Source organism: Bradyrhizobium zhanjiangense (assembly GCF_004114935.1).
Classification (GTDB): domain Bacteria; phylum Pseudomonadota; class Alphaproteobacteria; order Rhizobiales; family Xanthobacteraceae; genus Bradyrhizobium; species Bradyrhizobium zhanjiangense.
This window is the reverse complement of record NZ_CP022221.1, coordinates 8,680,058-8,702,845: the sequence shown is the minus strand read 5'-3', so window position 1 is coordinate 8,702,845 and position 22,788 is coordinate 8,680,058. Positions and strand designations below refer to the sequence as shown.

Annotated in this window: 24 protein-coding genes and 1 pseudogene; 17 read left to right on the top strand and 8 right to left on the bottom strand. The window is 64.3% G+C overall.

Annotated features, from left to right (window positions below; genetic code table 11):
- Genes XH85_RS41610 through XH85_RS41595 form a run of 4 tightly spaced genes read left to right on the top strand, consistent with a single transcriptional unit; the run spans position 1 to position 4,628 of the window.
- Positions 1–1,659, top strand: a complete 1,659-nt coding sequence (locus XH85_RS41610) for a hydantoinase B/oxoprolinase family protein (RefSeq protein ID WP_128936538.1) — start codon at positions 1–3, stop codon at positions 1,657–1,659.
- Between the two features lie 24 nt (positions 1,660–1,683).
- Positions 1,684–2,685 (top strand): TRAP transporter substrate-binding protein, encoded by a 1,002-nt coding sequence (locus XH85_RS41605; protein ID WP_128936537.1) that lies wholly within the window; start codon positions 1,684–1,686, stop codon positions 2,683–2,685.
- Positions 2,686–2,695: 10 nt separating this feature from the next.
- Entirely contained in the window at positions 2,696–3,289 is a 594-nt protein-coding gene (locus XH85_RS41600; RefSeq protein ID WP_128937613.1) for a TRAP transporter small permease subunit, read from the top strand.
- A 34-nt stretch (positions 3,290–3,323) separates the two neighbouring features.
- The gene (locus XH85_RS41595; RefSeq protein ID WP_128936536.1) at positions 3,324–4,628 is read left to right on the top strand and encodes a TRAP transporter large permease; all 1,305 of its coding nucleotides are present in this window, start codon (positions 3,324–3,326) and stop codon (positions 4,626–4,628) included.
- Positions 4,629–4,679: 51 nt separating this feature from the next.
- On the opposite strand, the gene XH85_RS41590 is transcribed toward XH85_RS41595, so the two are convergent.
- Positions 4,680–5,324 carry a glutathione binding-like protein gene (locus XH85_RS41590; protein ID WP_128936535.1) on the bottom strand — a complete coding sequence of 215 codons (645 nt, stop codon included), beginning with the start codon at positions 5,322–5,324 and terminating at the stop codon, positions 4,680–4,682.
- Between the two features lie 105 nt (positions 5,325–5,429).
- On the opposite strand from XH85_RS41590, the gene XH85_RS41585 reads away from it, so the two are divergent.
- On the top strand, positions 5,430–6,074 hold the full coding sequence (locus XH85_RS41585; RefSeq protein ID WP_128936534.1) for a TetR/AcrR family transcriptional regulator: 645 nt from the start codon (positions 5,430–5,432) through the stop codon (positions 6,072–6,074).
- Between the two features lie 142 nt (positions 6,075–6,216).
- On the opposite strand, the pseudogene XH85_RS41580 reads toward XH85_RS41585, so the two are convergent.
- A pseudogene (locus XH85_RS41580) lies at positions 6,217–8,185 on the bottom strand (methyl-accepting chemotaxis protein).
- 326 nt (positions 8,186–8,511) lie between these two features.
- Positions 8,512–9,477 (bottom strand): 2-hydroxyacid dehydrogenase, encoded by a 966-nt coding sequence (locus XH85_RS41575; protein ID WP_128936533.1) that lies wholly within the window; start codon positions 9,475–9,477, stop codon positions 8,512–8,514.
- A 140-nt stretch (positions 9,478–9,617) separates the two neighbouring features.
- On the opposite strand from XH85_RS41575, the gene XH85_RS41570 reads away from it, so the two are divergent.
- From XH85_RS41570 to XH85_RS41555, 4 genes are all read left to right on the top strand, one after another.
- A complete protein-coding gene (locus tag XH85_RS41570) occupies positions 9,618–9,986 on the top strand; it encodes a YciI family protein (protein ID WP_128936532.1) in 369 nt (122 codons plus the stop codon).
- Positions 9,983–11,281, top strand: a complete 1,299-nt coding sequence (locus XH85_RS41565; protein ID WP_128936531.1) for an RNA polymerase sigma factor — start codon at positions 9,983–9,985, stop codon at positions 11,279–11,281. The genes XH85_RS41570 and XH85_RS41565 overlap by 4 nt, the downstream gene beginning before the upstream one ends.
- A gap of 218 nt (positions 11,282–11,499) precedes the next feature.
- Entirely contained in the window at positions 11,500–12,039 is a 540-nt protein-coding gene (locus XH85_RS41560) for an SRPBCC family protein (RefSeq protein WP_128936530.1), read from the top strand.
- 30 nt (positions 12,040–12,069) lie between these two features.
- Positions 12,070–12,483, top strand: coding sequence for a VOC family protein (locus XH85_RS41555; protein ID WP_128936529.1), 414 nt, complete (start codon positions 12,070–12,072; stop codon positions 12,481–12,483).
- Between the two features lie 129 nt (positions 12,484–12,612).
- On the opposite strand, the gene XH85_RS41550 is transcribed toward XH85_RS41555, so the two are convergent.
- The 3 genes from XH85_RS41550 to XH85_RS41540 all read right to left on the bottom strand — a co-directional run bounded on the left by XH85_RS41550 (position 12,613) and on the right by XH85_RS41540 (position 14,824).
- Positions 12,613–12,975, bottom strand: a complete 363-nt coding sequence (locus XH85_RS41550) for a hypothetical protein (RefSeq protein WP_128936528.1) — start codon at positions 12,973–12,975, stop codon at positions 12,613–12,615.
- Positions 12,976–13,474: 499 nt separating this feature from the next.
- Entirely contained in the window at positions 13,475–13,909 is a 435-nt protein-coding gene (locus XH85_RS41545) for a hypothetical protein (RefSeq protein WP_128936527.1), read from the bottom strand.
- Between the two features lie 126 nt (positions 13,910–14,035).
- A complete protein-coding gene (locus tag XH85_RS41540; RefSeq protein WP_128936526.1) occupies positions 14,036–14,824 on the bottom strand; it encodes an SDR family NAD(P)-dependent oxidoreductase in 789 nt (262 codons plus the stop codon).
- A 262-nt stretch (positions 14,825–15,086) separates the two neighbouring features.
- Here XH85_RS41540 and XH85_RS41535 point away from each other — a divergent pair, with 262 nt between their 5' ends.
- The 5 genes from XH85_RS41535 to XH85_RS45695 all read left to right on the top strand — a co-directional run bounded on the left by XH85_RS41535 (position 15,087) and on the right by XH85_RS45695 (position 17,971).
- Positions 15,087–15,521, top strand: coding sequence for a YciI family protein (locus XH85_RS41535; RefSeq protein ID WP_128936525.1), 435 nt, complete (start codon positions 15,087–15,089; stop codon positions 15,519–15,521).
- A 29-nt stretch (positions 15,522–15,550) separates the two neighbouring features.
- The gene (locus tag XH85_RS41530; protein WP_128936524.1) at positions 15,551–15,916 is read left to right on the top strand and encodes a YciI family protein; all 366 of its coding nucleotides are present in this window, start codon (positions 15,551–15,553) and stop codon (positions 15,914–15,916) included.
- A 127-nt stretch (positions 15,917–16,043) separates the two neighbouring features.
- Positions 16,044–16,784 carry a TetR/AcrR family transcriptional regulator gene (locus XH85_RS41525; protein WP_128936523.1) on the top strand — a complete coding sequence of 247 codons (741 nt, stop codon included), beginning with the start codon at positions 16,044–16,046 and terminating at the stop codon, positions 16,782–16,784.
- 121 nt (positions 16,785–16,905) lie between these two features.
- Positions 16,906–17,397 (top strand): DUF2852 domain-containing protein, encoded by a 492-nt coding sequence (locus XH85_RS41520; RefSeq protein WP_091880452.1) that lies wholly within the window; start codon positions 16,906–16,908, stop codon positions 17,395–17,397.
- Positions 17,398–17,794: 397 nt separating this feature from the next.
- Positions 17,795–17,971 carry a hypothetical protein gene (locus tag XH85_RS45695; protein WP_164934733.1) on the top strand — a complete coding sequence of 59 codons (177 nt, stop codon included), beginning with the start codon at positions 17,795–17,797 and terminating at the stop codon, positions 17,969–17,971.
- 218 nt (positions 17,972–18,189) lie between these two features.
- Here the strand turns inward: XH85_RS45695 and XH85_RS41515 are convergent, their stop codons facing one another.
- A complete protein-coding gene (locus XH85_RS41515; protein ID WP_128936522.1) occupies positions 18,190–19,353 on the bottom strand; it encodes an acyl-CoA desaturase in 1,164 nt (387 codons plus the stop codon).
- 244 nt (positions 19,354–19,597) lie between these two features.
- Entirely contained in the window at positions 19,598–20,116 is a 519-nt protein-coding gene (locus XH85_RS41510) for a DUF2231 domain-containing protein (protein WP_128936521.1), read from the bottom strand.
- Positions 20,117–20,573: 457 nt separating this feature from the next.
- Here XH85_RS41510 and tolQ point away from each other — a divergent pair, with 457 nt between their 5' ends.
- Genes tolQ through XH85_RS41495 form a run of 3 tightly spaced genes read left to right on the top strand, consistent with a single transcriptional unit; the run spans position 20,574 to position 22,758 of the window.
- Positions 20,574–21,290, top strand: a complete 717-nt coding sequence (gene tolQ, locus XH85_RS41505) for a protein TolQ (protein WP_028180156.1) — start codon at positions 20,574–20,576, stop codon at positions 21,288–21,290.
- 55 nt (positions 21,291–21,345) lie between these two features.
- The gene (gene tolR / locus XH85_RS41500) at positions 21,346–21,795 is read left to right on the top strand and encodes a protein TolR (protein ID WP_128936520.1); all 450 of its coding nucleotides are present in this window, start codon (positions 21,346–21,348) and stop codon (positions 21,793–21,795) included.
- A gap of 3 nt (positions 21,796–21,798) precedes the next feature.
- Positions 21,799–22,758, top strand: a complete 960-nt coding sequence (locus XH85_RS41495) for a protein TolA (protein ID WP_128936519.1) — start codon at positions 21,799–21,801, stop codon at positions 22,756–22,758.
- Positions 22,759–22,788: the final 30 nt, after the last annotated feature.

Genomic DNA, 22,788 nt, shown 5'->3' with positions numbered 1-22,788 from the left:
ATGAGCAAGGCAAGCGGCGCGAGCCTGATCGATCTCCAGATCATGTGGCACCGGCTGATCGCCGTGGTCGAGGAGCAGGCGCAGGTGCTGCTCCGCACCGCGTTCAGCCCGATCGTGCGCGAATGCGGCGACCTCTCCGCGGGTGTGTTCGACCTCAAGGGCCGCATGCTGGCGCAGGCGGTGACCGGCACGCCCGGCCACGTCAACTCGATGGCGGAATCGGTCAAGCATTTCATTGCCCATTTTCCGATCGAGACGATGAAGGAGGGCGATGCCTACATCACCAACGATCCCTGGATGGGCACCGGCCATCTCAACGATTTCGTCGTCACTACGCCCTGCTTCAAGGACGGCAAGCCTGTCGCGCTGTTCTCCTGCACCAGCCATCTCATGGACATCGGCGGCATCGGTTTTGGACCCGATGCCACCGACGTGTTCATGGAGGGGCTCTACATCCCCATGCTGAAGCTGATCGACCAGGGCGTCGTCAACGAGACGCTGATGGCGATGATCCGGACCAACACGCGGCTGCCGATCGACACCGAAGGCGACACCTATTCGCTGGCCGGCTGCAACGACGTCGGCTGTGAGCGCCTGGTCGAGATGATGACCGAGTTCGGCATCGAGACGCTCGACGAGCTCGGCGACTACATCTGCGACCGCTCGCGCGAGGCCGTGCTTGCCGAGGTCGCAAAGCTGCCAAAGGGCAGCTGGCGCAACACCATGGTCGTCGACGGCTATGATGCGCCGGTGACGCTCGCAGCGACGCTGACGATCTCGGACGAAGGCATCCACGTCGATTTCGACGGCACCTCAGCCGCCTCCAATTTCGGCATCAACGTGCCCCTGTCCTACACCACGGCCTATACCGTGTTCGGCCTCGGCTGCGTCGTCGCCTCGCACATCCCGAACAATGCCGGCTCGCTCTCGCCGCTGACGGTGTCGGCGCCGGCGGGTGCGATCCTCAATGCGCCGAAGCCTGCGGCGGTCGCCTCGCGTCACGTCATCGGCCAGATGCTGCCCGACGTCGTGTTCGGCTGTTTGCGCCAGATCATTCCCGAGCGCGTGCCGGCCGAAGGCACGTCGTGCCTGTGGAATCTCAATGTCCGCGGACAGACGCGAAGCGGCGCCGGCGGCAATTACGGGTTCTCGATGGCGGTGACCTCCAATGGCGGCACCGGTGCGCGCTTCGGCAAGGACGGCCTGTCGGCCACCGCCTATCCCAGCGGCGTGCGCGGCACGCCGGTCGAGATCGCAGAGACGCAGACGCCTTTGATCTTCTGGCGCAAGGAGCTGCGTCCGGATTCCGGCGGGGCAGGGCGCACCCGCGGCGGGCTCGGTCAGATCATCGAGGTCGGCAGCGGCGTCGATGCGCCGTTCGACATCCTGGCGGCGTTCGATCGCATCGATCATCCGCCGCGCGGGCGCGATGGCGGCCGGGACGGCGAGGCCGGCTATGTCGGCCTCAAATCCGGCAAGAAGCTGCGTGGAAAAGGCTTTCAGCAGGTGCCGCCGGACGACCGGCTGGTGGTGCTGACACCGGGCGGCGCCGGCATTGGCGATCCCGGCAAGCGCGAGCGCGCGGCGGTGAAGGACGACGTCGAGAGCGGTTTCGTGTCTTCAGACAATGCAGTTGCAGTTTATGGGTACGCGCGGTGACGCGATGGTAAACGGAGGGGAGCAATGATCACGCGAAGGAATTTCACCGCGGGTGCAGCGACGCTGCTGGCCGCTGGTCACATCTCCACCCGCGCCCGGGCGGCGAGCGTCAGCTGGGACATGTCAACGGTCTGGCCCGACGGCAATTTCCACACCCAGAACGCTTTTGCCTTCGCGGAAGAGGTGAAGAAGCAGAGCAGCGGCTCGGTCGCGATCACCGTGAAGGCCGGGGGCCAGCTCGGCTTCAAGGGCCCCGAGCATCTGCGCGCCGTGCGCGACGGCCTGGTGCCGCTCGCTGACGTCCTCAACATCCAGCAGGTCGGCGACGAACCCTTCATGGGCGTCGAGAGCATCCCCTTCCTCTGCGGCTCGATGGACGAACTGAAGGTGCTGCACAAATATGTGCGGCCCGAATATGAGAAGGTCGCCGCCCGCAACAACCAGAAGATCCTCTACATCGTGCCGTGGCCGACGCAATATCTGCACCTCAAGGTCAAGGTGGCCGACGTCGAGGGCCTGAAGAACATCAAGATCCGCGTGCCCGACAAGAACGCCGTCGACATGCTGGCCGTGGTCGGCATGGCGCCGGTGATGATCCCCTGGGGCGAGACGATTCCCGCGCTGGCGTCGGGTGCGGTCTCGGGGGTTTCCACCTCGGCGGTCTCGGGGGTCGACGGAAAGTTCTGGGAGTTCCTGAAATACATCTACCCGACCAACCACGTCTGGTCGTCGCAGATGCTCACCGTCAATCTCGATTCCTGGAAGGCGCTCTCCAGCGATCAACAGAAGCTCGTTACGGATATCGCCACGAAGATGGAGCCGGCATTCTGGGCGAATTCTCTCAAGGCCGACGTCGACAGCCTCAACCGTCTCAAGGAGGGCGGCATGGAGGTGGTGCCGGTCTCGGACGCGATGATGACGGCCATCCGCAGCAAGACCGCACCGCAGCTCGATGCGTTCCTCAAGCGTGTGCCGGCGGCCGACAAGCCGGTGCGGGCCTATCTCGCCGAAATGAAGCGTGGCTGAGGGCGACGTCGTGGTGAGCGTCTCGCCCGAAGCTCCGCAGAGTCTCAATGCAGCGGCACCGGCGCCGCTGCGCATCCTGCTCGACTGCATCGATCGCCTCGGCCGGCTCGACGGCTGGATCGGCGGCGGCTGCTTGTTGATGCTGACACTGCTGATGCTATGCGAGGTCGCAACGCGCTTCCTCTCGAACTTCTTTTCATTCTTCCCGCCGTCGATCTCGATCGCCTGGGAATACTCGTCCTATCTGATGGCGGCGTCCTTCACCTTCGGCGCCGCCATGACCTTGCGTGTCGGCGGTCACATCCGTGTCGTGCTGCTGCTCAAGAACGCGCCGGCCTTGGTGCAGCGTGCGCTCGAGATCCTGTCGGCGGCGGCCGGCTTCGCCTTCATGGCGTTCCTGACCTCGGCGATGGCAAAGTTCGCCTTTGGCGCCTATGTGCGCGGCCAGGTCTCGACCTCGAGCGATACGCCGCTGTGGTTTCCGCAAGCCGTCGTCACCTTTGGCATGCTGCTGCTGACGCTTCAGTTCCTGGCGCGTGCGATTCAGGCCATGCTCGGCCTGCCGCTGGAGGATCACCGCATGAAGGCCTCGCCCGTCGAATGATCGCCCACGCGCCAATCCCCGCACAGCGGATCCCATGACCATCGAAGTCGTCACCCTGTTTGCGATCCTGTTCGCGCTGCTGGCTTGCGGCGTCTGGATCGGCCTGACGCTGGCGCTCACCGCGACGCTGCTGCTCGCGATGTTCCGCTCGATCCCGCTCGACAAGCTGTTGCCGCAATATGCCTGGAACATCCTGACCACGCAGGAGCTGCTGGCGCTGCCGCTCTTCATCCTGATGGGCGAGCTGTTGTTTCGCACCCGCCTGTCGCGCTCGCTGTTTCAGGGGCTCGCGCCCTGGGCCGGGCTTTTGCCCGGCCGCCTGCTGCATGTGAACGTGATCGGCTGCACCATTTTCGCGGCGATCTCGGGCTCGTCGGCCGCGACCACGCAGGTGATCGGCCGCATGTCGCTGAACGAGCTGCTGCGCCGCGGCTATTCCCGCGACATCGCGATCGGCTCGCTCGCCGGTGCCGGCACGCTCGGCTTCCTGATTCCGCCGTCCAACATCATGATCATCTATGGCGTGCTCGGCGACGTCTCGATCCTGAAGCTGTTCACCGCCGGCGTGCTGCCTGGTCTGCTATTGGCCGCCACCTTCATGGCCTGGGTGATGCTGCACACCAGCCTCAACGGCACCATGGTGCCGGAGACGGAAGCAAAACTCTCGCAGGTGCCGTGGAGCGAGCGCTTCGCGGCGCTGAAGGACCTCGCGCCGGCGCTGTTCCTGATCGCCTGCGTGCTCGGCTCGATGTATGGCGGGCTGGCGACGCCGTCGGAGGCCGCGGCTGTCGGCGTGCTCGGCGCGGCGCTGGTTGCCTGGGCGCAAGGAGCGATGTCGCAGCAGGTGATGAGGGACGTGCTGATCGGCTCGGTCGTGACCTGCTCGATGATCGCACTGATCGTGCTCGGCGCCTCGATCCTCGGCAACGCGGCGGCCTTCCTCGGCATCCCGCAAGCGGTGGCGGCCTTCGTCAAGGGGCTTGGCCTGTCGCCTTTCATGCTGATCGTGGCTTTGGTCGTCTTCTATCTCGTCCTCGGCTGCTTCCTCGACGGCTTCTCGATGATCGTGATGACGCTGCCGATCGTGCTGCCGATCGTGAAGGCGGCGGGCTTCGACGAGGTCTGGTTCGGCGTCTTCCTGGTTCTCGCCGTCGAGATGGCGCAGATCACCCCGCCGGTCGGCTTCAACTTGTTCGTGATCCAGGGCCTGACCGAGGACGGCCTCGGCTACATCGCGCGCGTGACGATGCCGTATCTCATGATCATGATCGGCTTCGTGCTGCTGCTCACATTGTGGCCCGGCATCGTCACGATCCTGCCGCGGGTGCTGTACGGATAGATTTGCGCCGTCCCGGCTGAGCGGCCGGGACGGCATTTCGATGCTTCTGGCTTACGCCGCCGCCTTCTTCCGCGCCTGCTCGGCCTTGTACAGCTCGAACTCCTCCGCGATCGCCTTCGCGATCGAGGGCCGCTGGCGCAGGCGCTCGTAATAGGCCTTCAGGTTCGGCCATTTCGCGAGCTCGATCGGCGGAGTCGCCATGGTCCAGTTGATGACCGTGACGAGATAGGCGTCGGCGACGCTGAAATGGTCGAGCAGGAATTCACGTCCCTTGAGATGATTGTCGAGGTAGTCGAGTCGCGACAGGTTCTTCTCTAGCGCATAGGCCTTGGCTTCCTGCGGCGCTTTGCGGTCGAGCACGGGCACGAACAGGGCCTTGTGCAGCTCGGTGCCGATGAAGCAGAGCCATTGATGTAGTCGCGTGCGCTCGATGCCCGCAGCGGCGCCGAGGCCGGATCGCGGGAAACGGTCGGCAACATATTGCAGGATCGCGGCGTTCTCGGTCAGCACCACGCCCTCGTCGGTGCGCAGCGTCGGCACGAGGCCAATCGGGTTTACGCTGCGGAAGTCGGAGCCGTCACTCAGCACTGTCTTCGTCGGCGGATCGACTTCGAGATAGTTCGCTTCGGCGCCAGCTTCATACAGCGCCACGCGGGTCGCCATCGAGCAGGCGAGCGGCGAGAAATAGAGATCCATCTGTAGCCTCCTTGGGCAATTCCTTCTGGGTGTCGCTCAATCTGGCCAGATTGATTTTTGTACTGTCTTGCATAATATAGGGTCGGTCAAGGATTATTTTGCGAAATGGTACAAAAATCGAAACCGCCAGCTGCTGCCAACGGACCCAAGCGCCGTGGCCGGCCGCGTGCCTATGAGCCCGATGTCGCGCTCGGCAGAGCGCTCGACCTGTTCCGCAAGCAGGGCTTTGCCGCGACCTCGCTCGACGATCTCAGCGAAGCCACCGGCATGAACCGCCCGAGCCTCTATGGCGCGTTCGGCGACAAGCGCGAGCTCTACATCAAGAGCTACCAGCGCTACCGGGAGGAAGCGCGCGCATCGATGGTGGAGATCTTTCGCCAGGAGATGCCGGTGCGCCAGCGGCTGGAGCGCATCTTCGCGTCCGCGCTGAACATCTATCTCTCGGGTGACACTGGTCCGCGGGGCTGCTTCACGGTGGTGACTGCGGCCTCCGAGGCGGTGAGTGATCCTGAGATCCGCGCCATGGTGCTCGAAGGTCTCACCGAACTCGACAAGGCCTTTGCCAATTGCTTCCGCCGCGCCAAGGAGAAGGGCGAGCTGCCTGATAGCGCCGACCCGGCGGTGCTGGCGCAGGTCGCATCCGCCACGGTGCACACGATCGCCATCCGTTCCCGCGCCCGCGTCCCGCGCAAGGAGCTCGAGGCCATCGTCAGCGGCGCGATCGACATGATGGTGGGGGCTAAACCTTAGCTGTCGTCCTGGCGAAAGCCGGGACCCATAGCCACCGAATGCAGTTTTGGCGAAAGCTCGGGGTTAGAACGTCGTGCCGCAACTTCTCCCTGGGGTAATGGGTCCTGGCTTTCGCCAGGACGACACTATTGTTGTGGCGCGACTATGCCGCGCGGATATGCGCGAGGAAGCGGTCCACTTCGTCCCGCAGCCGCTGCGACTGCTTTGACAGCTCGATCGCCGATCCCAGCACTTCCTCAGCCGCTGTGCCGGTCGCAGCGATGCCGGCGGTGACGCCGGAGATGTTTTGTGAGACCTCGCCGGTGCGAGCCGCAGCCTGCTGGACGTTCTGCGCGATCTCTTGTGTCGCCGTGCCCTTGCTGACCGACGGCTGCCGCAATCGCGGCCGAGATTTCGTCGACCTCCCGGATCGTCGCACAGATCGACTGGATGCCGTCGACAGCACCGGTGGTCTCTCCCTGTACCGCCGTCACCTGCGCGCCGATCTCCTCCGTCGCCTTCGCGGTCTGGGTCGCCAGCGCCTTCACCTCGGAGGCGACCACGGCAAAGCCGCGGCCGGCTTCGCCCGCGCGCGCCGCCTCGATCGTCGCGTTCAGCGCGAGCAGATTGGTCTGTCCCGCAATGCCGTTGATGAAGGAGACGACGTCGCCGATCTTTTGCGCGGCGTCGGCAAGGCTCTGCACGCGCGCATTCGATCGTTCCCCGTCGCTCGCTGCCCTGCCGACGACCTCGGTCGCATGGGCGAGGCGGCGGCTGATCTCGGTCATGGACGAGGACAGTTCTTCCGCGGCGGCCGCCACCGTCTGGACGTTCTCCGAGGCCAGCGCCGAGGCCGAAGACACCGTGCGAGTCTGTTGTCGCGACTGCTCGACGATCTCGGACATCGAGCGGGCGGTGTGCTCCATCTCGACCGCGGCCGAGGATACCGTGGTGACGACGTCGCGGATGCTGGCTTCGAAATTGTCGGCGAGCGCGCCGAAAGCGCGCCGCTTCTCCGCTTCGGAATGCGCCTTGGCCTCGAGCTGCTCGGCTTGGAGTTTGCTAAAGCTTACGGCATTGTCGCGGAACACCGCGACGGCCTTCACCATTGCGCCGACCTCGTCATTCGCTTTGCTGGCGGGAATGGTGACGTCGAGCCGACCATCTGCGAGCTCGCGCATCACGCTCGTGATCGAGATGATCGGGCGCGAAATGCTGCGAGCAATGAGATAGCCGACGATCGCGGCCAGCACGAGCCCGAGCGCGGCGATCCCGATCGCGAGCATCCAGGCGCGGTCGGCCGAGGCCTCGTAGTCGGCATTGTCCATCACCAGCTCGACCGCACCGAGCGGTTTGCCGGAAAAATCCTTGATCGGTCCGAGCAGCGCGGCGACCGGCGTCGTGTCGAGCTTGGCCTGCCGCACCGTGAAGTCGCCGCCGGTGGCGCGGCCGTAATCGGCCGCATCGAAGAAGCTCTTGCCCTTCAGCGTGCCACCGAACAGCTTGAAGCTTGAACCGTCGGCGAGATGGAAGGCGACGTCGACATGGCGGTTGGCCTTGAAGTCGTCGAAGAAAGGTTGGCCGAAGGTCAGACCGAATTCGACCGTGCCGAGATGCTTGCCGGCTTGCGCGATCGGCACCACGCCGCGGATGCCGAGTCCGGCCACACCGCCCTCGAGACCGACTACGACCTTGCGGTCCTGGTTAGCGACGACGACCGTCTTGCGAAAGCCGGAGAGGTCGTCACCGAATTTCGCCGGCTGGTGCACGCGCAGGAACGAGGTCGCCGGCGCCACATGGAACTGGAACTGATCGACGCCGTAGTCCGACTTGGTGGCGGCAAAGACCGGTCCGAACAGGCGCACCAGCGCCTCGCGATCCTGCTTCGCCATGGCCTCTTGCGTCGCCGGCATCGCCGCGACCACGGCGCTCATCGCGGCGGCGCGATGCGATTCCTCGGCAATGCGCGATTGCAGCGCATCGTAATGGCTGCGCAGCTCGCGCTGGTCGGCCCGGTCGATGATCCCGGCGATGATCCACATCGCCCCGAGCACGGCAAACAGGGCGGTCGCCGCCGCCGTCACCGCCAGCGCAACCGTGATCCGCATCCTGAGGCCGAGGTTCGCTCGCATGTTCGACCCATTCGTTGAGCGTTGATTAACAACGTCTATCAACTTCTCGCTAAGAGAGGGTGAACGGGGATGCTGGTGGGGAGGGGCGGGGCGGGGCGACGAGCCCAAACAAAGCTGTCGTCCTGGTCAAGCGCAGCTCTTGGCAACGCGTAGCGTTGTCCAGGGCGGAGCGCAGATCCAGGACCCATTACCCCAGGAAGTGGTTTGGCGAAGACTCCGATTACGACTTCGCGCCGCAACTTCTCCCTGGGGTAATGGGTCCTGGCTTTCGCCAGGACGACATCGAAAGTGAGGCGCGGTCGTGCCTCTTCCAACCAGGCGAGGCCTCAATACCCCCTGGCCCGATCCACCACATTCTCCAGCACACCGCCCGCTTCGAAGCGCGCTATCTGCTCGGCGACGTAGGCCGAGATCGCGTCCGCATCGGTGTCGGCTGCGTTGTGCGGGGTCAGCAGCACCTTGGGGTGGGTCCAGAACCGGCTGGTCGCCGGCTGCGGCTCCTGCACAAAGACGTCGAGCGAGACGGCGCCCAGCGTGCCGTCGTCGAGGCAGGCCAGGATGTCGGCTTCGTTCTGCAAGCCGCCGCGGCCGGCATTGATCAGCACCGGCGCGCCGAGCGGGCTGTTGCGGCTGAGCTTGGTGAAGACGTCGCGATTGAGGATGCCATGCGTGTCCGGCGTCAGCGGCAGCAGGCAGACCAGGATGTCGGTCGCGCGCAGGAACGCGTCGATTCCATCCGTGCCGTGGAAGCATTCGACGCCCTCGATCGTGCGCCGGCTGCGGCTCCAGCCGGCGACGCGGAAGCCGAGCCGGCGCAGCACATCGGCCGCATCAGTGCCCAGCGTGCCGAGCCCCATGATGCCTACCGTGACCGCGCTCGCCGGCCATTGATATGTGGGCTCCCAGCGCTTCTCGCGCTGGCACTGGCGCAAATAGAGCTCCTGGCGATGGTGCATCAGCACATGCAGCACGACATATTCGGTCATGCGGTTGGTCAGGTCGGGCACGGCGACGCGCACCAGCGGCACATCGGGCAGGCTCTTGTCTGCCATCAACGCGTCGACGCCGGCGCCGAGATTGAAGATCGCACGCAGATTGGGGAACGCACCGAGATCGCCCGGCACCGGTTTCCAAACGGCGGCATAGTGCACCTCGGCCGGATCAAGGGCGGAATCGGGCAGCAGCACCACGCGCCGGCCGCCGCAGACCGCGTCGAACCGGGCCTTCCAGCGCTCCGGCAGCCAGTTCTGCTGCGTGCTGTTGATCAGGACGGCCAGTGTGCCTTTGGTCATTCGAAGTGCCTCGTCGAGTTCCGCTTGAGAAGGCCCTCCTTGGCACGATCTGCCGGATTTTTCTTGCAAATTTTTTCCGCAGCCGTGTCGGGGCGGGGCATATTGGCGCGTCTTTAGAACAGACGAGGAAAGTGTCGCCTATGCTTTATGCCATTCTTTGCTATCACGATGAGGACTTCGTCGGCTCCTGGAGCAAGGACCAGGACGAGGCCGTGATGAAGAAGCTCGCCGTGGTGCAGGAGAAGCTCACACAGCAGGGTCGGCTCGGCCCGGTGGCGCGGCTGTTGCCGACCACCGCGGCGGCGACGCTGCGCAAGGAAGACCCGCCGCTGGTGCTCGACGGCCCCTATGCGGAGACCAAGGAGCAGTTGCTCGGCTTCTATATCGTCGACTGCAAGAACCTCGACGACGCGCTCGATGTCGCGCGCGAGCTCGGCGCTGCCAATCCCGGCGGTGCCTATGAGGTGCGTCCCGTCGGTGTGTTCAGGCCCGGAGGGAATCTGACGTGAGCGAGGCCGACACCGCCTGGATCGAGACTGCGCTGACCTCGGCGCGCCCCCAGGCGGTCGGCGCGCTGCTGCGCTATTTCCGCGATCTCGATACCGCCGAGGAGGCTTTTCAGAACGCCTGCCTGCGTGCGCTGAAAACCTGGCCGCAGAACGGGCCGCCGCGCGATCCCGCGGCCTGGCTGATCATGGTCGGCCGCAACGTCGCGATCGACGAGGTCCGCCGCGCCCGCAAGCAGCAACCGCTGCCAGAGGACGACCAGGCGATCTCCGATCTCGACGACGCCGAAGGCGCGCTTGCCGAGCGGCTCGACGGCTCGCATTACCGCGACGATATTTTGCGGCTGATGTTCATCTGCTGCCATCCGCAGCTGCCGGCGACGCAGCAGATCGCGCTGGCGCTGCGTATCGTCTCCGGTCTCACGGTGAAGCAGATCGCGCGCGCCTTTCTGGTCTCGGAAGCCGCGATGGAGCAGCGCATCACCCGCGCCAAGGCGAAGGTCGCTGACGCCGGCGTACCCTTCGAAGCGCCCGGCGCGGTCGAGCGTTCCGAGCGGCTCGCCGGCGTCGCGGCGATGATCTACCTGATCTTCAACGAAGGCTATTCGGCGAGCGGCGATACCGCGGAGCTTCGCAAGCCGCTGTGCGAGGAGGCGATCCGGCTGGCGCGGCTGCTGCTGCGGCTGTTCCAGAGCGAGCCGGAGATCATGGGCTTGACGGCGCTGATCCTGTTGCAACATGCGCGCAGCGCCGCGCGCTTTGCCGCGGACGGGTCGCTGATCCTGCTGGAGGACCAGGACCGTTCGCTGTGGAACCGCACCATGATCGCGGAGGGCCTCGCCCTGATCGACAAGGCGATGCGCCACCGCCGCAGCGGGCCCTATCAGATCCAGGCCGCGATCGCCGCGCTGCACGCGCGCGCATCGACGCCGGAGGAGACCGACTGGACGCAGATCGACCTGCTCTACGGCGCGCTCGAACTGGTGCAGCCCTCGCCGGTGGTGACGCTCAACCGCGCGGTCGCGGTCTCCAAGGTGCGCGGACCGCAGGCCGCACTCGAGCTGATCGAGCCGCTGGCGCCGAAGCTTGCCAACTACTTCCATTTCTACGGTGTGCGTGGCGCCTTCCTGATGCAGCTCGGCCGCAACGATGAGGCCCGCATCGCCTTCGACCGCGCCATCGCGCTCGCCAACACCTCCGCGGAAGCCGCCCACATCCGCATGCATCTCGATCGCCTGATCCGGGACAGCCAGCCGAAGCCGAAGGAAAGCGCTAAGGAAAGCGCTAAGGCGAAATAGGGCAACACCATCTCCGCCGTCATGCCCGGGCTTGTCCCGGGCATCCACGTTCCCTCTTGGCGTTCAAGGCGTGGATGGCCGGGACATCTGTGCGAAGACGCGCTTCGCGCTAATGCCCGGCCACGACGTAGGGCGGCATTGTGCCAAAAATTTCGTGTCGATCTTGTCGACCGGGGTCTCCCTCGTTCGTCCTACGCACGTATCCCGGGAGCCAATCCATGTTGAAAGCCATTGCCGTCATCGCCATCGTCCTCGCGGCCGGAATTGCGGCCGTGCTCGTCTTTGCCCTGACGAAGCCCGACACATTCCGCGTCGAGCGCAGTCTCGCCGTGAAAGCGCCGGCCGATACGATCTATCCGGTGGTGGCCGATTTCCGCCGCTGGACCGCCTGGTCACCCTATGAGGGCCGCGATCCCGCCATGAAGCGGACTTTCGGAGGAACCGCGGAAGGCAAGGGCGCGACCTACGCCTGGGACGGGAACAACAATGTCGGCGCCGGTCACATGGAGATCCTCGAGGCCAACGTGCCCTCGAGGCTCCGCATCAAGCTCGATTTCGAGCGCCCGTTCGAAGGCCACAACAACGCCGAGTTCACCTTTGTGCCGCAAGGCGATGCCACACTGGTTACATGGGCGATGTCCGGTCCGGCCCCCTTCCTGTCCAAGGTGATGCAGGTGTTCATCAACATGGACAGCATGATCGGCAAGGATTTCGAGGCCGGACTCGCCAGCCTGAAGAAGCTCACGGAGAAGCAATAGGCGTTACTACACACGAAGAGGAGAGAAACGATGCTCAATCCCTATCTGTTCTATCAGGACACCTGCGAAGCGGCATTCAACCATTACGCCAAGGTTCTCGGCGGCAAGATTGATGCAATGATGCGTGCATCGGATGCGCCGCCGGAGGTGCCCGCCTCGCCGGGTCGCGAGAAGATGATCATGCATGCGCGGATGTCGCTGCCCGACGGTAGCGTATTAATGGGCTCCGATGCGCCGCCCGAGCATTTTCACAAGCCGCAGGGCTTCTCGATCTCGATCACGGTCAAGGATCCCGCGGATGGCGAGCGTAAGTTCAACGCGCTCGCCGACGGCGGCAGCGTCACCATGCCCTTCAGCAAGACGTTCTGGGCCAAGGGCTTTGGCATGTGCGTCGACAAGTTCGGCATTCCGTGGATGGTGAACTGCCCGGCGGAAGGAATGTGACGGGCGCGACCGCCCACATGATCGATTGAAATGTGATCCCCTCTCTCCAAACCCGCGGGAGAGGGGACACATAGCGACTCGTACGGAGCGTAGAGTCGTTCCGTCGCGCGCGGATCGGCCGCTTGCCTCTCACCGGGTTGATCCGGTCACGTCCCCGTCCGGCGGCGCCGGTTGCACGCAGCGAGGACAGATCACGAGCTTGGTGCCGAGCTGCCTGTCGTTTTCCGCTTCGATCTCGTCATGGACCGCCCACCACGCGTCGGAGTACGGCCGCAGGGTGCCGAGCACTCGTTCCCGCTCCTGATTGGGATCACTTGTCGCGGGCGCGGGGTTCGTTGCGGGCCGCTTCGCGATATGAGGGCGGTTCGGGCCTTTGTTGGGGTCTTGGCCGAGGCCATCCCATGCGATCGGACGACGCTCCTGCGCCGGGGCGACTGCACATCCAAGCAGCGTTGTGCAGAAAGTGAGCAAGATCAAGCCATGTCGCATCATGCCGGGACCCAAAGTTCGGCGCGCGACGGGCAAGATACGCGTGGGGAAACTTGCATCGCGTCGGTCAAATGGAACTTAAGGCAAACCAATTGGCCGGCATGCCGAGCAATGAACTTACGATTCGCATCACTCTGCGCGAGCAGTGCGGCTGCTTCGTGAAACGATGCGGACTGCATCGCACAACAATTGACGCAATATTGGGCTGTGATCTGCAAGTAAGAATCGGTATTTGTGAGTCATAAAATCTACAAACTGGGATGGACGTCACTTGGAAGGGGAGCGACCGATGGCAGCGGCGCTACAGATCAATTTTGCTCTTTGGGGGATGCTCATTTGCGCCAGCATGAAGCTGGTGCCGGTGATCCAGACTCTCTTTTGAAGCCAGCCAGCGCGTGATGGCGAAGACCCCCGGTGCGCACATTGCGTGCGAGCACAGGGAACCTGCCGTATGGCCTCGGACCAGGCAAGCCAAAGGCCATTGGAGCGGCTGCCAAATTCGTCAGCGGCAGCGCGGATAGATCGCGGCGAGATCACGCCCCTTCAGCAAGAGCAACCGCGAGGTGAGGCCGCCACGGCGGCTGATCCAGTCGCGCACCGGGCCGGGATAGGCGGCAAGCACCGCGACCGATGCTTCCGGCTCGGCATAGAAGCGCCCGCGCCCGTCGACCGAGCGCGCGGCATGGAAGCCGAGCACCGCACGCTTGGTGACGCAGATGCGCTCGCCCGGCACGATGCTCAAGACCAGCGTGCAGGCTGACAGACAAGGACCGTCGATCACCACGCGCTCGCCGCTCTCGCGCACCTTCTCGAACAGGTCGAGAAACGGCCCGACCGCTCCGCCCGGTGATTGGATGATGCGGATCTCGGCGGCCGCGGGCGCAGAGGTGAGCAGAGCTGTCGCGAGCATCAAGGCTTTGAAGGTGACGCGTCGCATGGCACTCTCCGAACTCTCGACATCGTAGAGTGGGCAAACCGAAAGCGTGCCCACCTATGGCGCAAATCGGGGGAGGTGAGTGGGCACGGCGCTTTCGCGCCTTTGCCCACCCTACAAATTCCGCGCCTACCCGTTGCGCCGCTGGCCGCGCAGCGTCGGCAGGCCGATACCTGCCGCATCGAAGCCGCCATCAACGGCCAAAATTTGGCCGGTGATGTAGCTCGCATTTGCCGAGCACAGGAAGTAGATCGCTTCCGCGAGTTCCTCTTCCAGGCCGTAACGGTTGAGCGGAATGGCGTCGTGATAGTCGGCGCGGATCTCCCTGCTGTGCACCTGCTTCGCCATCGCGGTGTCGACAGGCCCCGGCGCGACCGCGTTCACGCGGATATTGAGCGAGGCGAGCTCCACCGCGAGCTGCTTGGTGAGGTGCGCCAGCCCCGCCTTGCTGGTGCCGTAGGCCGAGCGCAGCGTCGAGGCGCGCACCGCCGAGATCGAGGTGATGTTGACGATGGCGCCGCCATCGCCGTCGCGCATCAAGGGCACCGCCGCCTTGGTGCAGAGGAACGGGCCGGTGAGGTTGACCTCGAGCACGCGGCGCCAGTCAGCCTCCGACGTCTCCATCAGCGGCGCGAACACGGCAATGCCGGCATTGTTGACGAGCGCATCCAGCCGACCGAACCGCCGTTCGACCGTGGTCATCGCCGCGCCGACCGCCGCCTTGTCCGAAACGTCGCAGGTCAGCGCCAGCGTCGCCTCGCTTTGGCCGATCTCGGCGACCGCGCGGCCGAGCAACTCGCCCTCGATGTCGAGCAGCGCCACGCGCCAACCCTCGGCAAGGAACTTCTTCGCGGTCGCAAGCCCGATGCCGCGCGCGGCTCCGGTGACGAGGGCGACTTTTTGCGGGGCTTGCGGCATTGGTTGATCTGTCCTGTGTCCGAGAGAGGCGCCTGAGCGCGGGCTCCTTTTACTTCGCTTTCGTTCCAGCAAGAAAGGTCTCAGGCCTAAACCTATCGACCCGATCCGGCCCGAATGCGCCGTCCGTAGTCGCACTGGCGCTGCCTCCAAATATTTTCTGCGCCGCTGTCGGGGCGGCGAGAGGTCGTTCGTCTTACAGGGGAATGCGGGCCGCCTGGACTTCGTCGCGCCCCGGAATGACAGCGAGCAACAAGGAACCCCCATGCGATTCATGATGCTCATGATCCCGCTCGGTTACGAGAGCGCGCCGCCGGATGTACAGCTCGATCCGGAACGCGTTGCCGCGATGATGCGCTACAACGAGGCGCTGAAGGATGCCGGCGTGCTGATCACGCTCGATGGCCTGCATCCGCCCTCGATGGGCGCGCGTGTCTCGTTTGCGACCGGCGTGCCCATTGTCACCGATGGACCCTTCGCTGAGGCCAAGGAGGTTTTGGGCGGTTACTGGATGATCGAGGTTGCCTCACGCGCCGAGGCGATCGCCTGGGCGAAGAAGTGCCCGGCTTCGCCCAACGAAATCATCGAGATCCGGCAGGTGCAGGAGATGGGCGACTTTCCGCCAGATGTGCAGGCAGCGGCCGCCGGATTCGACGACCTGAAGAGTAGCCACGGCGGGTCGCGACGAAATTGCGACTGACGTTCAATCGATCAACAAGGAGAAAACCGATGAGCACCGAACACAAATTCCTCGCCGTCTATCTCGGCAGCATGAACGGCTCGAAAATGGCGGCCTGGCGCGCGCTGCCCGAGGCCGAACGGAAAGCAAAGGAACAGGAGGGCATGGCCGCCTGGCACGGCTGGGTCGAGAAGCACAAGGCCGTCATCGTCGAGATCGGCGGCCCGCTCGGCAAGACCCGCAGGATCGACGCGAGCGGCATCACCGAGGTCAGCAATGCGCTGACCGGCTTCACGGTGGTGCGGGCTGCCTCGCAAGAGGAGGCTGCAAAGCTGTTCGAGAACCATCCGCATTTTGCGATCTTCCCGGGCGAGGCGATCGAAGTCATGCCCGTGCTGCCGATTCCGCAGATGTAGCTGCGGGCGAACTCGTTTCCGGCTCGATGTCGACGCATCGGCCCGGCACGACCGTGGAAGTACGGGGTTAATCACGCCGCATCGCCGCTAGTGACCTTCACGCCCGGCTCATGTAAAAGTCGTTCACATGAGCTGGCGCAAGGAGCAACGCCGCGCCGAGCGCGGCTATCACCACGGCAATCTGAAAGAAGCCCTGTTGCAGGCCGCTCTAGGCCTGATCGCCGAGAAGGGCGCGGCCGGCTTCACCTTTGCCGATGCCGCGCGCATGGCCGGGGTCAGCGCGGCGGCGCCCTACCGGCATTTCCGCGACCGCGACGAGCTGTTGTCCTCGATCGCCCAGCGCGGCTTCGAGCAGTTCGAGGCGCGCCTGGCCGCGGCCTGGGACGACGGACACCCTGATACGGTCACCGCGTTCGAACGCGTCGGTAAGGCCTATCTCGCCTTCGCGCGCGAGGAGCCCGCCTTCTACAACGCGATGTTCGAATCGGGCGTGCCGGTCGATGCCAATCCGGCGCTTCAGGCCGCGAGCGAACGTGCCTTTAACATCATTCGCGCCGCGGCCGAACGGCTTGCGGCGCTAACGCCGCCGGGCACGCCGCGGCCGCCGGCGATGATGATGGCGCTGCACATCTGGTCGATGGCGCACGGCGTGGCCTCTTTGTTTTCCCGCGGCGATGCCGCACGGCGAAAACTGCCGATGTCGCCGGACGAACTGCTCGAAGCCGAGGTGCTGATCTATCTGCGTGGCCTCGGCTTCCCGACCGACCGCCGTCCGCCAGCGAAGAGCGCCGAGCCGCCACCGGTACCACCGGAGGCGTCCTCCGGTTCTGGCGTGCCGCCCGGCGGTCCTTGGGGCAAGCCGAAATAAAGTTGCGCAAATAATTCCGCGAGCCTGTCTTGCGGCCGGCTTGACAAAATCACGGGATGGTCTAGCTATGTAAATGTTATTTACATTCACAACGGCGCTGATGCCGTGATGGAGATGGGAAATGGCCTACACCGCTGATGTCAATCGATGGCGCGGCCCCTCGGACCAATACCAACAGTACCAACGTCCTCACATGCTCGAGACGCCCTGGCATCCCGGCTGGATCGCCGTGACCATTCTCGGCTTCATCATCTGGTGGCCGATTGGACTTGCCCTTCTCTTTTTCACACTCGGGAGCAGAAGAATGTCGTGCTGGAGCCACCAGGATCGCTGGCAGAACAAGATGGAGAGGATGCAGTACAAGATGGACCGCATGCGCGATCGCATGGAGCGTCGTGGCTTCGGCTTTGGCTTCGGCCCGCCGTCATCCGGCAACCGCGCCTTCGACGAATATCGCGCCGAGACGCTGCAGCGGCTCGAGGAAGAGCAGCGCGAGTTCAAGGATTTCCTGAGCCGACTGCGTCACGCCAAGGACAAGGAAGAGTTCGACCAGTTCATGGCGCAGCACAAGACGCGTCCGACCCCGCCGCCCAACGACCAGCAGCAGGGCTGATCTGGAAACTGACACCTCTCAAAGCCTTCAGGCGCATGCCCCCAAAGTCCTGATGGCCCCGAGCCGCCCGCCTGCGCAACCCGCAGGCGGGCGGTTTGATTTTTGGTGCTTTCTTTCCTCGTCCGCCGTGCCTGCGAGGGATTGTCATGCCCAGGCTTGTCCCCTGGCATCCACGTTCTTGCATCGCCGGGCAAGTCGTGAACGGCCGGGGCTCGGCTCCGACAAGGCTGCGCCGGGCCCACAACGTGGTCGGCCACCGAAACTTCAGCGAAGGCGCCAAGCCCGGTCGTGACGTTGCGAAAATGTCAGCGCCGGTCCTCGAACGGTGCGTCTATCGACACTAGGATGTGTGCGCGCCGCTTCGCCGATGGGCGCAGGTTATTCCAGGACGAAGTTCATGGACCGCCACACCCGATTGCTGCTCGGCATCACCGCGTTCGCGGTGTTGGGCTATATCGGCCTCGTCTACGGCGGCTGCGCGCTTGATCCGGATTGCCATTTTGGTCGGTGTCCGGGCCAGCGCTCGTTCTGCGGTGTGGTCTACGGGCACGTGCAGGACCAGAAGGTGCCGTAGAACCCGGGCCGCGGGCGGCGCGACCAAGTCCTGACAACGCCTTTTCCGCGTGGGCAGGTACCACCATGACCGATGCCGGGAAGCAGGGCGGACGAAGCTGTGCTTACAGCAACTTGTCGCAAGAGCTGCCATCGGGTCCGCGATTGTCGGAGCCAGATCGTCGGGCGTCAAGACATCTCCGCTGCGCGGATGCGACGCGCGGCGGTCAGCCGTGACGTTCAGGTCGTGGTCGCGAGCTGCGCGCGCACCGATGCCAGGAAGTGTTCGTAGGCGTGGTCCACGATCTCGTTGAGCGATCGCGTTCGCGCGAACATCGCTTTGGCTTCGGCAAGAAACTCCTCGCGGGTCGGAATCTTCGGCAGATGCAGATGCGTCAGCGCGTCGACGCCGTCATGCGCGCGATTGAGAACGTCGTGCAGCGTCGGCAGTTGCAGCTGGGCCAGATCGGCGCGGTGAAGCGCCGACGAGATCGCATGCGCGAGCGTCTGCGCATCGAACCGTCCGGCAAGCTCGCGGGCCGCCCGATTGATGACCCGTGCGCCGAGCGGCTGCTCGTTGCGCAGCACCTGTTCGGGCGGCGCCTTCATGTTCCAGACGACGCCGATCCACGACAAGACCTTCAGGAGGTAATAGGTCACGTCGATCTCCCACCAGCGAAAGCCTTGTCGCACGCTGCTCTGGTAGGCGTGGTGATTGTTGTGCCAGCCCTCACCCAGCGTGAACAGCGCCAATAGCCAGTTGTTGCGGGAGTCATCACCCGTCACGTACCGCTTGCGTCCATGCACATGGGCGAGGGAATTGATGCAGAAGGTCGCGTGATAGAGCAGCACCGTGCTCCAGAGGAAGCCAACGACCAGGCCTGACCAGCCCGCCGCCAGGAAGCAGAGCGTTGCAAGCGCGAAAGCCGGCAGCAACTCCAGCCGATGCAGCCACATCAGCTCCGGATAAGCGGCGAAATCACCGACCTTCACGAGATCGGTCGTGTCGTGTTGCCGCGAAAAAATCCAGCCGAGATGGCTGTAGAGGAAGCCGCGGTGACGCGGCGAATGCACGTCGGTCTCGGTATCGGAATGCAGGTGATGGTGCCGATGCTTGGCCGCCCACCACAAAACGCTCTTCTGCGCGCTGCTCTGCGCGAGGCAGGCCAGGATGAACTGAAACGCCCGGCTGGTCGCAAACGCCCGATGTGAGAAGTAGCGGTGGTAGCCGGCTCCGATCGCAAACATCCGCACGCAATAGAGTGAGACGCAGATCGCGACGGCCTGCCAATCGATGCCTGACCAGATCGCCGCAAGACAGCCGAGATGGACCAGGAGAAACGGCAGGGCCGAGGGATACATGATGTCGTCGTGCTGGTCGTCGTCGGCGGTATTGGGCGACATGTTTTCGGAAGGACCTTGAACCAAGAGGATGCGGGATTCGCTCCGGCCGAGCTAAAGTCGGCCGCCTGCGAAAAACCCCGCTGATGGCGTGCCACCGCGGGGTCGTGAACGAGATGCTTTGCCGGGAGATTCCGGCCAAAGCAGTCGGCCGAAGCTCGATAATTGAGCATATGGTCCTGAATGCCTGCTATGCAAGCACGTAGTCTCACGGAAAGCGGCGCTGACCGCTTGATGCGCGCCTCGCTCAGGCGGCCCGCCGGTCGCTCTCGCCGCCACGAGGCGGCATGACCGGCTCCGAGCTGGTCTGGCCTGGCGCGTCCAGCACCGCGACGTGATGCCGGTGCACCATCTCCCAGCCCTTCCATCCCGTGAACAGGAGGATGCCGACGACGATGAGCGACAGAACCACGCCCCACGGCTTGACCGCAGCTTCAGTGCCTTGCGCGTAACGGAGATAGAAGTTGACCAGCGCCAGCACGACCGCCGCGAGATTGCCGACCATGTGATACCAGGCATCCTCGAGGCTGCGGATTCGGGGCTCGCTCAAGAAGTCGGTAAAACCGGCTACGGCAGCAACGAGCGCCATGACGATGCCGGCGCCGATCAGCCAGATCGCGGCGCGGGCCCAGAAGGCATCGCCGGTTCCGATGAAGGCCAAGTCGGCGATCGGCGCGCCGACCAGGAAGGCGACGGGGAACGGAATCAGCATGGGGTGCAGGGGGTGATCGCCGATCGCGGCAGTCGTTTTGGGGTTGATGCTCATGGCAAAACCTCGCCAAAGATGAATTTCCGGGACAACTTTTCCGGGCGAGGGCTGGTTCCTGCAGGCGCGAGGGGCGCTCCTCATGCTATGTGCGGGGAGGAAGCGGAACTCTGGTGTCCCGGACGTAGCGGGCCCTGTCCCCCCATCCCCCTGCGCTGCCTGCCTTTCCCGCAGCCAAATTCGTCCCCGGTAACCCCGCATTAACCAACGCCGGGCTCTGGTAATTGCGGACAGTCGCGCCCGAAGCCGTGTCGAGGCCCATAGTTTTGACATCTTGGCGGGGAATGCAGGCGGCCGGCTTTGGAGAGCCTTTGGACGAGCCCTGCACCCCAAAAAACCAAGGCTTTGAGCGGGCTTGCCGGCCGCGCCGGTTCTAGCGCGGCTGTTAGAGGATACCGGCCGCCCATTTGCTGGCCGAAGGACATTAGGTAACGATCGCCTTGAGAGGATACTGCTTATGAATCCGGCCGACGTGGCTCAGTCAGCCCTTCCGGTTGCTGCCTCCGCCGACGTGTCGCTGATTGCGCTGTTCTGGCAGGCTCACTGGATCGTGAAGGCGGTGATGCTGGGACTTCTGTCCTGCTCGGTCTGGGTCTGGGCGATCGCCATCGACAAGATCTTTCTTTACGCGCGCACACGGCGCTCGATGGATCGTTTCGAGCAGGCCTTCTGGTCCGGCGAGTCGATCGAGGAACTCTATCGCACGCTTTCGGCCAAGCCGACCCATTCCATGGCGGCCTGCTTCGTGGCGGCGATGCGCGAATGGAAGCGTTCCTTCGAGAGCCATGCCCGCTCGGTCGCGGGCTTGCAGATGCGCATCGACAAGGTGATGAACGTCTCGATCGCGCGCGAGGTCGAGCGGCTGGAACGCCGGCTCCTGGTGCTCGCGACCGTCGGCTCCGCCGGCCCCTTCGTCGGCCTGTTCGGCACGGTCTGGGGCATCATGTCGAGCTTCCAGTCGATCGCCGCGTCGAAAAACACCTCTCTGGCGGTGGTGGCCCCTGGTATCGCGGAGGCGCTGTTTGCCACCGCCGTCGGTCTCATCGCCGCCATTCCTGCCACTATTTTCTACAATAAGTTCACCTCCGAGGTGAATCGGCAGGCCCAGCGGCTCGAAGGCTTCGCCGATGAATTTTCCGCCATTCTGTCACGTCAGATCGACGAGCGGGGCTGACGGAGGGCATGTATGACGGCATGTATAGTGTGAAGGGCAATTTGGGCATCAGACCATGGGCATGAACGTCGCGAGTTCGTCCGGAGGCGGCGGGCGCCGCAGCCGGCGCAAGCCGGTCATGGCCGAGATCAACGTCACCCCCATGGTCGACGTGATGCTGGTGCTGCTCATCATCTTCATGGTGTCGGCGCCGCTGCTCACCGTCGGCGTGCCACTCGATCTGCCGCAGACCCAGGCCAAGAGCCTCGAGCAGAACGACCAGAAACCGATCCAGATGTCGGTCGACATCAAAGGCAAGGTGTTCATCAACGACGCCGAGATCGCAATCAACGAACTGGTGCCGAAGCTCAAGGCGATCACGGACGCCCGCGGCGGGCTCGAGGAACGCATCTATCTGCGCGCCGACAAGAAGGCCGATTACGGGACGGTGGCCAGGGTGATGGGCCTGCTGTCCGGCGCGGGCTTCAAGAAGCTCGCCCTCGTCACGGAAGCGGAGCAGGGGTAGGCCGTGAAGGTGAAGGTCGACAAGACACTCGTTGCGTCGATTGCACTCCACGTCCTCGTGCTGGGATGGGGCCTCGTCACCTTTAGCAGCAAGGCTTACGTCGCGCCGGAAGAGTCGCTTCCGATCGACATCATCTCCACCGATCAACTCGCGAAGATGATGGCGGGGCAGAAGACCGGGGAGAAGGACAAACCGAAGCCCAAGGTCGAGAAGATCGCGGAGCCCAAGCCCGAGGAAGACGCCGTCGGCAAGGTCACCGAGAAGAAAGAGCTGATCAAGACCAACTCGACGCCTGAGCCGCCGCCAAAACCCGTCGAGAAGCCGGTCGAGAAGAAGCCCGAGCCGCCCAAGCCTGTCGCCGAGGCGAAGCCGAAGGAAGAGCCGAAGCCGCAGGAAAAGAAGCCTGATCCGGCCAAGGAAGATCCGATCGCCGAGCTCCAGAAGAAGCTGGAGACGAAGAAACCGCCACCGAAGCCGGTGGAGCAAAAGGTCGCCGCGGTGCAGCCGCAGCAGCAGCCCAAGCCCAAGGAGCGCACCTTCGACCCCGCCCAGATCCAGCGCGATCTCGACAAGCGCGCCGCGACCCGGCATGAGCTCGCCGGCTCGGCACTGAATGCGTCGGCATCGCTGGGATCGGCGACCGGGACTGCAGCCAACAACGTCGCGACCTGGCGCGGTGCATTCCAGGGCGCGGTCAAGCGCTGCTTCACGCCGACTTACAACGGCCAAGACGCCGACCAGTATGAAGCCGACATCGACATTCCCATGAAGATCGATGGATCGCTGGCGGCCGAGCCGATCGTCGTCGCGGTGCGGGGACCGTCGCGGTCGATCGCCCAGGCTGTGGCGGAGAGCGCCAAGCGCGCCATCGTGCAGTGCCAGGTCTATTCGTTCATGCCGAAGCAGCAGTACGAGAGCTGGAAGCTCATTCCGATGACTTTCGGTCTGAAAGATATGTTGTGACATCCGAACAAAAGAATTTTGCGATGAATG